The 13854-nt window shown below is 69.8% G+C and carries 9 protein-coding genes and 1 pseudogene; 8 read left to right on the forward strand and 2 right to left on the reverse strand.

The annotated features are described in order from the left end of the window. Positions 1-264: 264 nt before the first annotated feature. Positions 265-2996: pseudogene (gene polA / locus M2163_RS16015) on the reverse strand (DNA polymerase I). Between the two features lie 168 nt (positions 2997-3164). Between polA and M2163_RS16020 the strand changes: the two are divergent. The 8 genes from M2163_RS16020 to M2163_RS16055 all read left to right on the forward strand — a co-directional run bounded on the left by M2163_RS16020 (position 3165) and on the right by M2163_RS16055 (position 13095). Next, a complete protein-coding gene (locus M2163_RS16020; RefSeq protein WP_280894280.1) occupies positions 3165-5444 on the forward strand; it encodes an FdhF/YdeP family oxidoreductase in 2280 nt (759 codons plus the stop codon). 54 nt (positions 5445-5498) lie between these two features. Continuing rightward, positions 5499-5960, forward strand: a complete 462-nt coding sequence (locus tag M2163_RS16025; protein WP_280852101.1) for a hotdog fold thioesterase — start codon at positions 5499-5501, stop codon at positions 5958-5960. A gap of 585 nt (positions 5961-6545) precedes the next feature. Continuing rightward, a complete protein-coding gene (locus tag M2163_RS16030; protein ID WP_280894281.1) occupies positions 6546-7232 on the forward strand; it encodes a hypothetical protein in 687 nt (228 codons plus the stop codon). 226 nt (positions 7233-7458) lie between these two features. After that, positions 7459-8685, forward strand: coding sequence for a branched-chain amino acid ABC transporter substrate-binding protein (locus tag M2163_RS16035; protein ID WP_280854229.1), 1227 nt, complete (start codon positions 7459-7461; stop codon positions 8683-8685). 129 nt (positions 8686-8814) lie between these two features. Next, the gene (locus tag M2163_RS16040) at positions 8815-9744 is read left to right on the forward strand and encodes a branched-chain amino acid ABC transporter permease (protein WP_280852099.1); all 930 of its coding nucleotides are present in this window, start codon (positions 8815-8817) and stop codon (positions 9742-9744) included. 5 nt (positions 9745-9749) lie between these two features. After that, entirely contained in the window at positions 9750-11519 is a 1770-nt protein-coding gene (locus tag M2163_RS16045) for a branched-chain amino acid ABC transporter permease (protein ID WP_280852098.1), read from the forward strand. 5 nt (positions 11520-11524) lie between these two features. Continuing rightward, entirely contained in the window at positions 11525-12382 is an 858-nt protein-coding gene (locus M2163_RS16050) for an ABC transporter ATP-binding protein (protein WP_280897265.1), read from the forward strand. After that, positions 12379-13095 carry an ABC transporter ATP-binding protein gene (locus tag M2163_RS16055; RefSeq protein ID WP_037719274.1) on the forward strand — a complete coding sequence of 239 codons (717 nt, stop codon included), beginning with the start codon at positions 12379-12381 and terminating at the stop codon, positions 13093-13095. Before M2163_RS16050 ends, M2163_RS16055 begins: the two co-directional genes overlap by 4 nt. 72 nt (positions 13096-13167) lie before the next feature. Here M2163_RS16055 and M2163_RS16060 read toward each other — a convergent pair whose 3' ends face one another. Further along, positions 13168-13824: a response regulator gene (locus M2163_RS16060; protein WP_031041938.1), complete on the reverse strand. Its 657-nt coding sequence runs from the start codon at positions 13822-13824 to the stop codon at positions 13168-13170. Positions 13825-13854 lie beyond the last annotated feature (30 nt).

A 13854-nucleotide genomic window follows, 5' to 3' on the forward strand; every position in this document is an offset into this window, starting at 1 on the left:
CCCGTGAGCCGTCAGTCGCGTACGGCGGGAAGGGGACGGGGTGGGGGGTGTCCGCCCGCAGCGGCCGGCGTCCGTTACAGGGCCCCTTCTTCGAGGGACCGAGCCGCCGGACCGAGGACGGATACCCCCCACCCCGGCACCGACCCCACCACCGGACCGTATGCGCTACACGAGCCCCCACCGAAGCCGTCACGGGCCGCCGCAGGCATCTCAGGGGCGCGGGGAACTGCGCACAACGCCCGCCCCCACCGAACCCGCACACACTCAGTGCGCCGCGGACTCCCAGTCCGTCCCGTCCCCCACCGAGACCCCCAGCGGCACCCTCAAGTGCACCGCGTCCGACATCTCCCGCCGGACGATCTCCTCCGCCGCCGCCCGCTCCCCCGGCGCGACCTCCAGCACGATTTCGTCGTGGACCTGGAGCAGCATGCGGGACGCGAGACCGGCGTCGGCCAGCGCACCGTCCACCTTGAGCATCGCGATCTTGACGATGTCCGCCGCCGTCCCCTGGATCGGCGCGTTGAGCGCCATCCGCTCGGCCGCCTCACGCCGCTGACGGTTGTCGCTGTTGAGGTCGGGAAGGTAGCGCCGGCGCCCGAACAGCGTCGCCGTGTACCCCGTGGCCCGCGCCTCGTCGACCGCCCGCCGCAGATAGTCCCGCACCCCGCCGAACCGCTCGAAGTACGCGTCCATCAACGCCCGCGCCTCCCCCGCCTCGATGTTCAGCTGCTGCGAGAGCCCGAACGCGGACAGCCCGTACGCCAGCCCGTACGACATCGCCTTGATCTTGCGCCGCATCTCCGCGTCGACCGCGTCGGGCTCGACCGCGAAGACCTGGGAGGCGGCCGTGGTGTGCAGGTCCTCTCCGGAGGTGAACGCCTCGATGAGCCCCGCGTCCTCGGAGAGGTGGGCCATCACCCGCAGCTCGATCTGGCTGTAGTCCGCGGTCATGAGGGACTCGAAGCCCTCCCCGACCACGAAACCGCGCCGGATCGCCCGCCCTTCGTCGGTGCGGACCGGGATGTTCTGGAGGTTCGGGTCCGTCGACGACAGACGGCCCGTCGCCGCGACCGTCTGGTTGAACGTCGTGTGGATACGGCCGTCCGCGGCGATCGTCTTGATCAGGCCCTCCACGGTCACCCGCAGCTTGGCCTGCTCACGGTGCCGGAGCATGATCACCGGCAGTTCGTTGTCCGTCTGGGTCGCCAGCCACGCGAGCGCGTCGGCGTCCGTGGTGTAGCCGGTCTTCGTCTTCTTTGTCTTCGGCAGGCCCAGCTCGCCGAAGAGGACTTCCTGCAACTGCTTGGGCGAGCCGAGGTTGAACTCGTGGCCGGCCGCCGCGTGCGCCTCCTTGACGGCCTGCTGGACCGCGCCGGCGAACATCTGCTCCATGGCCTCCAGGTGGGCCCGGTCGGCCGCGCGATGCCGTGCCGCTCCATGCGGGCCAGCAGGGCGGAGGTGGGCAGCTCCATGTCCCGCAGCAGATCCGCGGCCCCGACCTCCTCAAGGCGGCCCTCGAAGGCCAGCCCGAGATCGAGCACGGCCCGCGCCTGGACCATCAGCGACTCGGCCTCGGCCCCGTCGTCCGCGCCGAAGGCGAGCTGCCCGTCGGCCGCGGCGGCCGGCGCCAGCTCCCGGCCCAGGTACTCCAGCGACAGCGCGTCCAGGTCGAAGGAGCGGCGTCCCGGCTTGACGAGGTAGGCGGCCAGCGCGGTGTCCATGGTGACGCCGGCGACGCTCCAGCCGTGCTCGGCGAAGACCCGCATGGCGCCCTTGGCGTTGTGCAGCACCTTGGGGCGGTCGGCGTCGGCGAGATAGGCGACCCAGGCGCTCTCGTCGGCCTCGTCCAGCTCGGCCGGGTCGAACCAGGCGGCGGCCCCACCGGCCGCGGCGAGCGCGACCTCGGCGACCGAGCCGCTGCCCAGGCCCCAGGTGTCGACCGTGGCGAGACCGAGGGGCTGCCCCACGCCGTGCTCGGCGAGCCAGCCGGCCAGCTCGCCGGTGCCGAGCACCGTGCCGTCGACCGCCACACCGGGCGCGGCAGCAGGGGCGCCCTCGGCCTCCTCGGCGCCCGGGTCGACGGCCAGCAGCCGCTCCCGCAGGGAGGGGTTCCTGATCTCCAGGGTGTCGAGGATCATCGCCAGCGACTTGCGGTCGTACGGGGCCCGCTCCAGGTCGGCGACCGTCTTCGGGAGCTCCACCGTGCGCACCATCTCGGTGAGGCGGCGGTTGAGCTTGACGGCCTCCAGGTGGTCGCGGAGGTTCTGCCCGGCCTTGCCCTTGACCTCCTCGACGCGCTCGACCAGCTCCGCGAACGAACCGAACTGGTTGATCCACTTCGCGGCGGTCTTCTCGCCGACGCCGGGGATGCCGGGGAGGTTGTCGGACGGGTCGCCGCGCAGGGCGGCGAAGTCGGGGTACTGGGCGGGCGTCAGGCCGTACTTCTCGAAGACCTTCTCCGGGGTGAACCGGGTCAGCTCGGAGACGCCCTTCGTCGGGTACAGCACGGTGGTGTGCTCGCTGACCAGCTGGAAGGAGTCGCGGTCCCCGGTGACGATCAGCACGTCGAAGCCCTCGGCCTCGGCCTGGGTGGCGAGCGTGGCGATGACGTCGTCGGCCTCGAAGCCGTCGACCGCGAAGCGCGAGACGTGCATCGCGTCCAGGAGCTCGCCGATCAGCTCGACCTGGCCCCTGAACTCGTCCGGGGTCTTGGAACGGTTGGCCTTGTACTCCGTGAACTCCTCGGAGCGCCACGTCTTGCGGGACACGTCGAAGGCCACCGCGAAGTGGGTGGGGGCCTCGTCGCGCAGGGTGTTGGCCAGCATCGACGCGAAGCCGTAGATCGCGTTCGTCGGCTGGCCGGTCGCGGTGGTGAAGTTCTCCGCGGGCAGCGCGAAGAACGCGCGATAGGCCAGCGAGTGCCCGTCCATGAGCATCAGACGCGGGCGGCTGCCGCCGGGGCTGTTGTCGGTCTTCTTCGCTGCTGTCTCTGCCACGCCCCCGATCCTGCCACGCCCCACTGACAGTCAGACCCGCCCGCCGCCGACGGCACGCTGGGCGCAGGCTCTGCCGCCGCCACCCGTGGGCCCGGCAAACCGCGTTGTCACCGGTGCGTGCGAGGATCGGAGACGTACCTCACAGGTGTGCGCGAAGGAGAGAGTCCGATGGCCACGAAGCCGCCCAAGGGTGATCCGGTTCAGGACGCTCCCCAGGTCACCGAACCGAAGCACGCGGCGGCCGGCCTGCCCGCCATCGGGCACACGCTGCGGATCGCCCAGCAGCAGATGGGCGTCAAGCGCACCGCGCTGACCCTGCTGCGCGTCAATCAGAAGGACGGCTTCGACTGCCCCGGCTGCGCCTGGCCGGAGCCCGAGCACCGGCACTCGGCCGAGTTCTGCGAGAACGGCGCGAAGGCGGTCGCCGAGGAAGCCACCCTGCGCCGCGTCACCCCCGAGTTCTTCGCCGCGCACCCGGTCGCCGACCTCGCGAACAGGAGCGGCTACTGGCTCGGCCAGCAGGGCCGGCTCACCCACCCCATGTACGTCCCCGAGGGCGGCACCCACTACGAACCGGTGACCTGGGAGCGCGCCTTCGACATCGTCGCCGAGGAGATCGCCGCCCTCGCCTCGCCCGACGAGGCCGTCTTCTACACCTCGGGACGCACCAGCAACGAGGCCGCGTTCCTCTATCAGCTCTTCGCCCGCGAGCTCGGCACGAACAACCTGCCGGACTGCTCCAACATGTGCCACGAGTCGTCCGGTTCGGCGCTCAGCGAGACCATCGGCATCGGCAAGGGCAGCGTCCTGCTCGACGACCTCTACAAGGCCGACCTGATCATCGTCGCGGGCCAGAACCCGGGAACCAACCACCCCCGCATGCTCACCGCGCTGGAGAAGGCCAAGGCGAACGGCGCGCGGATCATCAGCGTCAACCCGCTGCCCGAGGCGGGCCTGGAGCGCTTCAAGAACCCGCAGACACCGCAGGGCATGGTCAGGGGCGCCGCGCTCACCGACCTGTTCCTCCAGATCCGCATCGGCGGCGACCAGGCCCTGTTCCGTCTCCTCAACAAGCTGATCCTCCAGACGGAGGGCGCGGTCGACGAAGGGTTCGTGCGCGAACACACCCACGGATACGAGGAGTTCGCCGAGGCCGCCCGCGCCGCGGACTGGGACGAGACGCTCGCCGCGACGGGTCTCACGCGCGCGGAGATCGAGGAAGCCCTCTCCATGGTCCTCGCCTCCGAGCGGACCATCGTGTGCTGGGCCATGGGCCTCACCCAGCACAAGCACTCCGTGCCGACCATCCGTGAGGTCGTCAACTTCCTTCTCCTGCGCGGCAACATCGGCCGCCCCGGCGCCGGCGTCTGCCCGGTCCGCGGCCACTCCAACGTCCAGGGCGACCGCACCATGGGCATCTTCGAGCGCCCCGCGCCCGCCTTCCTGGACGCCCTGGAGAAGGAGTTCGGCTTCGCCCCGCCGCGCGAGCACGGCTTCGACGTCGTGCGCGCCATCCGCGCCCTGCGCGACGGCGAGGCCAAGGTCTTCTTCGCCATGGGCGGCAACTTCGTCTCCGCCTCCCCCGACACCGACGTCACCGAGGCCGCCATGCGCCGCGCCCGGCTGACCGTCCACGTGTCGACCAAGCTCAACCGCTCGCACGCGGTCACCGGCGCGCGTGCCCTGATCCTGCCGACCCTCGGCCGCACCGAGCGCGATCTCCAGGGCAGCGGCGAGCAGTTCGTCACGGTCGAGGACTCCATGGGCATGGTGCACGCCTCCCGCGGCCGCCTGGAGCCCGCGAGCGGACAGCTGCTGTCCGAACCGGCCATCGTGTGCCGCCTGGCCCGCCGGGTCCTGGGCGAGAACAGCAGGACACCGTGGGAGGAGTTCGAGAAGGACTACGCCACCGTCCGCGACCGCATCGCCCGTGTGATCCCCGGTTTCGAGGACTTCAACGCGCGCGTGGCCCGCCCCGGCGGCTTCACCCTGCCGCACGCCCCGCGCGACGAGCGCCGCTTCCCCACCGCCACCGGCAAGGCCAACTTCACCGCCGCGCCCGTCGAGTACCCCGAGCTGCCCGAGGGCCGGCTGCTGCTGCAGACGCTGCGCTCGCACGACCAGTACAACACCACGATCTACGGCCTGGACGACCGCTACCGCGGCATCAGGAACGGCCGCCGGGTCGTCCTGGTCAACCCCGAGGACGCCGACCGGCTCGGCCTCGCCGACGGGTCGTACGTCGACCTCGTCAGCGAGTGGAAGGACGGCGTGGAGCGGCGGGCGCCCGGGTTCCGGGTCGTGCACTACCCGACCGCCCGGGGCTGCGCGGCCGCGTACTACCCCGAGACCAACGTCCTGGTGCCGCTGGACGCCACCGCCGACACCAGCAACACCCCGGCCAGCAAGTCCGTCGTCGTACGTCTGGAACAATCGGCGACCGACTGAGCGTTTGCTCAGCACAGGCAGTCGTAGCGACCCGGACGAACGGAGCCCGGCCCCATGGGTGAGCAGCAGCACGTCACGTTCCCGCAGGAGGTCATCGACGAGTACGCGGCGCTCGGCGTCGACCTCGCCGCCATGTTCTCGGCGGGACACCTCGGCACCCGCATGGGCGTGCAGATCGTCGAGGCCTCCGCGGAGCGCGTCGTGGGCACCATGCCCGTCGAGGGCAACACGCAGCCGTACGGGCTGCTGCACGGAGGCGCCTCCGCCGTCCTCGCCGAGACCCTCGGGTCGGTCGGCTCCATGCTGCACGCCGGCAGCTCCAAGATCGCGGTCGGAGTGGACCTGAACTGCACCCACCACCGCGGGGTGCGCTCGGGGCTGGTGACCGGAGTGGCCACACCGGTGCACCGGGGGCGGTCCACCGCGACGTACGAGATCGTGATCAGCGACGAGGAGGACCGCCGCGTCTGCACCGCCCGGCTGACCTGCCTCCTGCGCGACGCCCCCGGCCGCTAGGGCCTCCGGCGGACCGGGCCGGCACCACGGGGTGCCGGCCCCACTGCCCCGCGACACCGACCACCGGCCCTCCCACCTGCCCGGACACGCCCACGCGCGCCACCACGTCCGCAGCAAGCCGACCGGCACCCCTTGCCGGCAGCGCGCAGCCCCCACCGACCCCCAGCACCGGGACCGACCGCTACTCCTCTCGCGCGCCCCGACAAACCGGCCGGCAACCCACGCCAACATCACGCAGACCCCACCGACCCCCGCACCCAGACCGCCTACCACCCCTCCCGCACGCCCCAAGGCCCCCACGCCCCCCCACCACGCACACCACCCGCCCACAACAACCCGACCGGCAACCCACGCCAGCACGGCGCAGACCAGCCCACCGCCCCGCGGCGCCGGTGCCGGCTGCCGGACCCCGCGGGACGGCACGAGCTCGCGCAGCAGGCGCCCGCGCCACGACCTCGTCCGCCGTGCGGCTCAAGCCGTCGGCCCTCGCCCGACACAGCCGGGAAGCCGGACGGAGAATCCGCCGTACCAGCCCCGGGCGCGCACCGGCTGGGCACGGGCCCCCGACTCCCCTACCGTTCTCCCATGACCGGTATCGGCCCCGTCGAGCCCGTCGACTCGCCCGATTCCGGGGAGAGTTACGACGTCATCGGCACCGACGGACCCCGGCTGACGGACCGTTGGGGCGCATGGTGGTGTCGTATGCCACCGCGCGCCCGCCGGATCACCCTGGCCACCACCGCGATCACCCTGCTCGCGGCCGCGGTCCTCGTCCCCCGCGCCCTCTCCGCACACCCGCCCCCCGCACCGCACGACACCCCCGTCCCCTGGCCCGCCAACGTCACCGCCTGGCGGTACCTCGGGCCCGCCGGCCTCCCCGCACCCCCCGGCTCCCACCCCACCAGCGGCCGGTTCCGCTTCGCCGTCGACGTCCACGGCGGACCCCCCGTCACCCTCCGGGTCACCGGCGCCGCCTTCACCGGCCTCACCGCCCGCGCCCTGCCCGAGGCCTTCACCGTGCACCCCGGCACCACCCGCCGCATCACCGTGGAGATATCGGTTTCCGACTGTTCGGGCCTGCCACTGAATGCCGACCTACCTTTTCTCGACGTAACGCTCCGTAACGCGCGCGCAATACAGCATCACAGCTTCATCTTCGGCCGGGCGTACTCCCGCGACCTTTTCCGGCTTCTCCGGGGCGCCTGCGCCGCGACACCGCCGCCACAGCCCGCACGGCCAACCGGAAGTGCAGGTTCTCAAAATGCGGACTGAGGGAGTAATCCACCAAACCGGCTGAGAGCCCCCTCCACGGAAGCCCCGCATCCATCACGTCATAACAAGAAAGTCACAAGCCAGTGCACAGCGATGCCGCTGCCCGCAAACCGGGCTTAGAGTCACGGCCAGTCACCGCTCCATCGGGAGTTCGGTAAAGCGCGGGCACCAGCCGCACCCACGAGGGCGCGCGTGCCTGCGGAAAGGACTGATTGTGCGACGTTCCATGGTGATCCTGACCTCCGTCATGGCGACGGGGGCTCTCACACTCACCGCCTGCGGCTCCCGAGACGACAAGGGCGGCGACAGCGACAACGGGGGTGGCACCACCCTCACCATCGGCGTGGACGCCCCGCTGTCCGGAGAGAACTCCACCACCGGTCTCGGAATCCAGTACGGCGCCCAGATCGCCGTCGACGACGCCAACAAGAACAAGCTCGTCCCCGGCGTCACCTTCAAACTGAAGGCCTTCGACGACAAGGCGCAGCCCGCCACCGGCCAGTCCAACGCCACCACCATCACCGGTGACAAGACCGCCGTCGGCGCCGTCGGCCCCCTGAACTCCGGCGTCGCCCAGTCGATGCAGCAGGTGTTCGCCTCGGCCAACATGGTCCAGATCTCCCCCTCGAACACCAACCCCGAGCTGACCCAGGGCAAGAACTGGCAGACGGACAAGAAGCGGCCGTACAAGACGTACTTCCGCACCGCCACCACCGACGAGCTCCAGGGCAGCTTCGCCGCCGACTACGCGTTCAACGGCCTCAAGAAGAAGAAGGTCTTCGTCGTCGACGACAAGCAGACCTACGGCGCCGGCCTCGCGAAGATCTTCACCGAGCAGTTCAAGAAGCTCGGCGGCACCGTGGTCGGCTCCGACCACATCAACACCGGCGACAAGGACTTCGGCTCCCTCGTCACCAAGATCAAGAACGCCAAGGCGGACCTGCTCTACTACGGTGGCCAGTACGACGAGTCCTCCCTGATCACCAAGCAGATGAAGGACGGCGGAGTCAAGATCCCGCTGTTCGGCGGCGACGGCATGTTCGCCTCCACCTACATCGAGACCGCGGGCGCGGCCTCCGAGGGCGACCTCGCCACCGCCGTCGGCGTCCCCGCCGACACCCTGCCCGCCGCCAAGACGTTCATCGAGACGTACAAGTCCAAGGGCTACAAGGGCGACTACGGCGCCTACGGCGCGTACTCCTACGACGCCACCACCGCCATCATCAAGGCCGTGAAGGCCGCCGTCGACGCCAACGACGGCAAGGTCCCCAGCGACATCAACGCCCTGCGCTCCTCCGTCGTCGACGGCGTCCAGAAGTCCGACTTCGAGGGCATCTCCGGCAAGGTCGCCTTCGACCAGTACGGCGACACCACCAACAAGCAGCTGACCGTCTACCAGGTCACCAAGGGTGCGTGGAAGGCTGTGAAGACCGGCACCGCCGACCTCGGCTAGTCAGGCCCCAGCAGCAACAGCACCACCACGGGCCGCGCGGGAGGGGACCCCGACCGCGCGGCCCTTGCCACACCCCACCCCAGCACGCGATATGTGCACACGACCACCAGCGACAATGGAGGCCACGCGGTGAACACCCTGCCGCAGCAGCTGGCCAACGGGCTGCTTCTGGGCTCGATGTACGGGCTGATCGCCATCGGCTACACGATGGTGTACGGCATCGTCCAGCTCATCAACTTCGCGCACGGCGAGATCTTCATGACCGGCGCCTTCGGCGCCTTCACGGTCTACTTCTACATACTGCCCGACGGCACCTCGATGGCCCTCGCCGTCCCCCTGATGCTGATCGGCGGCGGCATCGTCGCCATCCTCATCGCCGTCGGAGCGGAACGGTTCGCCTACCGGCCCCTGCGCGGAGCCCCACGGCTCGCACCGCTCATCACCGCGATCGGTCTCTCCCTGGCCCTCCAGGAAGTCGTCCGCAACTTCTACCCCCGCGCCGACCGCGCCGTCGCCTTCCCCGGCCTCGACGCCACCCACGACATCGGCTCCGTCACCATCAAGGACGCCGACATCTTCCTCGTCGTCGCCGCGATCGTCTGCATGTCCGCCCTCGCCTTCTTCGTCCGCAAGTCCCGCACCGGCCGCGCCATGCAGGCCACCGCACAGGACCCGGACACCGCACAGCTCATGGGCATCGACACCAACCGCATCATCGTCATCGCCTTCGCCATCGGCGGCTTCTTCGCCGCCGTCGCCGCCGTCGCCTACGGCATGAAATACGGCAGCATCGACTACCGCATGGGCTTCCTGATGGGCCTCAAGGCCTTCACCGCAGCCGTCCTCGGCGGCATCGGCAACATCTACGGCGCCATGCTCGGCGGCCTCGTCCTCGGCGTCGCCGAGACCCTCGCCTCCGCCTACATCGACGACATCCCCGGCATGCACCTCTTCGGCGGCGGCTCCTGGAAGGACGTCTGGGCCTTCTGCCTGCTCATCCTCGTCCTCCTCGTCAGGCCACAAGGCCTGCTCGGCGAACGCGTAGCGGACAGGGCGTGATCACGATGACCGACACCACCACTCGCGGCCTGATCCCCCTGCCGCTCGCCGCGGCCCGCGCACTCCTCCTCGCCGGAGGCATCGCCACCGCCGCCTCCGCCTTCCTCGCCTGGACCTGGACCAGCGAATTCCCCGGCGACCTCACCATCACCGGCTACCCCGGCGGCCTCCAGTGGCTGACCTTCATCGCCGGCCTCCTCACCACCGTCTTCGCCCTCGCGGCCTACGACATCCGCGGCCTGCGCTGGCTCATCCCCGCCCGCAACAACGCCCCCCTCGCCCTCACCGCACTCGGCGGCTTCGGCGTCACCTGGTACACGATCATCTCGATCGCCGCCGAACTCGGCGGACTCGCCAACCTCGAACCGGGCGGCTGGGTCGCGGCCATCGCCTCCCTCCTCCCCGTCATCGGCGCCTTCGCCCTCCCCGAGCCGCGCAGCGAGAGCACCAAGGAAAACCTCAAGGCCTACCTCGCCAAGCCCGACGGCATCCCCGCCCCCGCACCCCTCAGCCCCTGGCTGGAGCGCGCGGTCATCACCGTCGTCACCATCATCGGCCTGGCCGTCTTCACGTACGGCATCGACACCGAGTACGGCGAACTCTTCGTCGGCTTCCTCATCGTCGTCGTCTTCGCCGTCTGGGCCCTGCACACCGCCGGACTCAACGACCGCTTCTCCCGCATGGTCGCCCGCAACCGCAGCTTCACCCTCGCCATGGGCTTCGCCGCGGCCATCGCCTTCCCCTTCACCCAGACCAACGACCACTACGCCAACATCGGCGTCAACATCCTGATCTTCGGCACGGTCGCCCTGGGCCTCAACATCGTCGTCGGCCTCGCGGGCCTCCTCGACCTCGGATACGTCGCCTTCCTCGGCGTCGGCGCCTACACCGCCGCCCTCGTCTCCGGCTCCGAGTTCTCCCGCTTCTCCGGCGTCCACTTCCCCTTCTGGGCCGCCGCCCTCACCGGCGCCGCCGCCTCGCTCGTCTTCGGCGTCCTCATCGGTGCCCCCACCCTGCGACTGCGCGGCGACTACCTCGCCATCGTCACCCTCGGCTTCGGAGAGATCTTCCGCATCGCCGTCAACAACATGGACGGCGACTCCGGCCCCGACCTCACCAACGGCCCGAACGGCATCCCCGCCATCCCCGACCTCAACCTCCTCGGGTTCAACCTCGGCGAAGCCCACGACATCGGCGGCTTCACCCTCGGCCGATTCGCCAACTACTACCTGCTCATGGTGCTGATCATGGCCATCGTGGTCCTGGTCTACACCCGCGCCGCCGACTCCCGCATCGGCCGCTCCTGGATCGCCATCCGCGAGGACGAGACCGCCGCCACCGCCATGGGCATCAACGGCTTCCGCGTCAAGCTCATCGCCTTCGCCCTCGGCGCCACCCTCGCCGGCCTCGCCGGCACCGTCAGCGCCCACGTCACCTACAGCGTCGTCCCGACGCCGTACCAGTTCGCGGGCTCCACACCCCCCAACTCGGCCTTCCTCCTGGCCGCCGTCGTCCTCGGCGGCATGGGCACCGTCGCCGGCCCCATCCTCGGCGCCGCACTCCTCTACCTGCTGCCCGAGAAGCTCGTCTTCCTCCAGGACAAGTCGCTGCTGGCCTTCGGCATCGCCCTCATCCTGCTGATGCGCTTCCGCCCCGAAGGCATCATCGCCAACCGCCGCCGCCAACTCGAATTCCACGAGACCGGCCAACTCGACGTACCAGAAACAACGACACTCACCGGCGAACCGGCCGCCGTCACCAAGGCGGGGGCATGAGCACCATGACGACACCCACCACACCCGTACTCGAAGCCCGCAACGTCACCATGCGCTTCGGTGGCCTCACCGCCGTCCGCTCGGTCGACTTCACCGTCAACGCAGGCGAGATCGTCGGCCTCATCGGCCCCAACGGCGCCGGCAAGACCACCTTCTTCAACTGCCTCACCGGCCTCTACGTCCCCACGGAAGGCACGGTCTCCTACAAGGGCACCGTCCTGCCGCCCAAGCCCCACCTGGTGACCAAGGCCGGCATCGCCCGCACCTTCCAGAACATCCGCCTCTTCGCCAACATGACGGTCCTCGAGAACGTCCTCGTAGGCCGCCACACGCGGACGAAGGAAGGCCTCTGGTCCGCCCTCCTGCGCGGCCCCGGCTTCAAGAAGGCGGAAAAGGCCAGCGAGGAACGGGCCATGGAACTCCTGGAGTTCATCGGCCTCGAAGCCAAGCGCGACCACCTCGCCCGCAACCTCCCCTACGGCGAACAGCGCAAGCTCGAGATCGCCCGCGCCCTGGCCTCCGAGCCCGGCCTGCTCCTCCTCGACGAGCCCACCGCCGGCATGAACCCCCAGGAGACCCGCGCCACCGAAGAGCTGGTCTTCGCCATCCGCGACAAGGGCATCGCCGTCCTCCTCATCGAGCACGACATGCGCTTCGTCTTCAACCTCTCCGACCGCGTCGCCGTCCTCGTCCAGGGCGAAAAACTCGTCGAAGGCACCTCCGAGGTCGTCCAGGCCGACGAACGCGTCATCGCCGCCTACCTCGGCGAACCCTTCGACGGCGACCCCGGCGCGGCCGAAACCGCCGAGGTCGACGCGGCCGAAGCGCAGAGCACCACCAGCACCAAGGGAGAAGGCCAGTGACCGCACTCCTCGAAGTCGAGGACCTCCGGGTCTCCTACGGCAAGATCGAAGCCGTCAAGGGCATCTCCTTCAGCGTCGAGGCCGGCCAGGTCGTCACCCTCATCGGCACCAACGGCGCCGGCAAGACGACGACCCTGCGCACGCTCTCGGGCCTGCTCAAGCCGACGTCCGGAAAGATCCTGTTCGACGGCAAGCCCCTCAGCGGCGTCCCCGCCCACAAGATCGTCTCCTTCGGACTCGCCCACTCCCCCGAAGGCCGGCACATCTTCCCCCGCCTGACCATCTTCGAGAACCTCCAGCTCGGAGCGTTCCTCAGGAAGGACAAGGAAGGGATCGAGAAGGACATCCAGCGCGCCTACGAGCTCTTCCCCATCCTCGGAGAGCGCCGCAACCAAGCGGCAGGCACCCTCTCCGGCGGCGAACAGCAGATGCTCGCCATGGGCCGCGCACTCATGTCCCAGCCGAAGCTCCTCATGCTCGACGAGCCCTCCATGGGCCTCTCCCCGATCATGATGCAGAAGATCATGTCGACCATCGTCGAACTGAAGTCCCAGGGCACCACGATCCTCCTGGTCGAACAGAACGCCCAGGCAGCCCTCTCCCTGGCCGACCAAGGCCACGTCATGGAGGTCGGCAACATCGTCCTGTCCGGCACCGGCCAGGACCTCCTCCACGACGAGTCCGTCCGCAAGGCGTACCTCGGCGAGGACTGACACCCCGGCTGCACGACGAGGCCCGCGCCCCCTGTTGGGGACGCGGGCCTCGGTCTTTTCTCGGCCTTGAGGTCAGCCCTTGTTGGCCTTCTTCTCATCGGCGTCCTGGATGACCGCCTCCGCGACCTGCTGCATCGACATACGACGGTCCATCGACGTCTTCTGGATCCACCGGAACGCCGCGGGCTCGGTCAGACCGTACGAGGTCTGCAGAATCGACTTCGCCCGGTCGACGAGCTTGCGGGTCTCCAGGCGCAGGGTGAGGTCGGCGACCTCGTTCTCCAACTCCCGCAGCTCCGTGAACCGCGAGACGGCCATCTCGATCGCCGGGACGACGTCACTCTTGCTGAACGGCTTGACCAGGTAGGCCATCGCACCGGCGTCCCTCGCCCGCTCGACGAGGTCCCGTTGCGAGAAGGCGGTGAGCATCAGCACCGGGGCGATCCGCTCCTCCGCGATCTTCTCGGCGGCGGAGATACCGTCGAGCTTCGGCATCTTCACGTCGAGGATGACGAGGTCCGGCTTGTGCTCACGGGCGAGCTCGACGGCCTGCTCGCCGTCGCCGGCCTCGCCTACGACGCTGTAGCCCTCTTCCTCCAGCATCTCTTTGAGGTCGAGCCGGATCAGGGCCTCGTCCTCGGCGATGACGACACGGGTCGTCAGCGGAGGCACGTGCGACTTGTCGTCGTCGGGCGCGTCTACGGGCTGGGGCGACTCGGGGGCGGTCACGGGGGCTCCTCGTTCAGGGGCAGGGGTACT

The organism is Streptomyces sp. SAI-135, assembly GCF_029893805.1.
Lineage (GTDB): Bacteria > Actinomycetota > Actinomycetes > Streptomycetales > Streptomycetaceae > Streptomyces.

Excerpts from the sequence above, each read along its gene's own strand:
- M2163_RS16020 (WP_280894280.1), top strand. The coding sequence starts at position 3,165 with ATGGCCACGAAGCCGCCCAAGGGTGATCCGGTTCAGGACGCTCCCCAG.
- M2163_RS16025 (WP_280852101.1), top strand. The coding sequence starts at position 5,499 with ATGGGTGAGCAGCAGCACGTCACGTTCCCGCAGGAGGTCATCGACGAG.
- M2163_RS16030 (WP_280894281.1), top strand. The coding sequence starts at position 6,546 with ATGACCGGTATCGGCCCCGTCGAGCCCGTCGACTCGCCCGATTCCGGG.
- M2163_RS16035 (WP_280854229.1), top strand. The coding sequence starts at position 7,459 with ATGGTGATCCTGACCTCCGTCATGGCGACGGGGGCTCTCACACTCACC.
- M2163_RS16045 (WP_280852098.1), top strand. The coding sequence starts at position 9,750 with ATGACCGACACCACCACTCGCGGCCTGATCCCCCTGCCGCTCGCCGCG.
- M2163_RS16050 (WP_280897265.1), top strand. The coding sequence starts at position 11,525 with ATGACGACACCCACCACACCCGTACTCGAAGCCCGCAACGTCACCATG.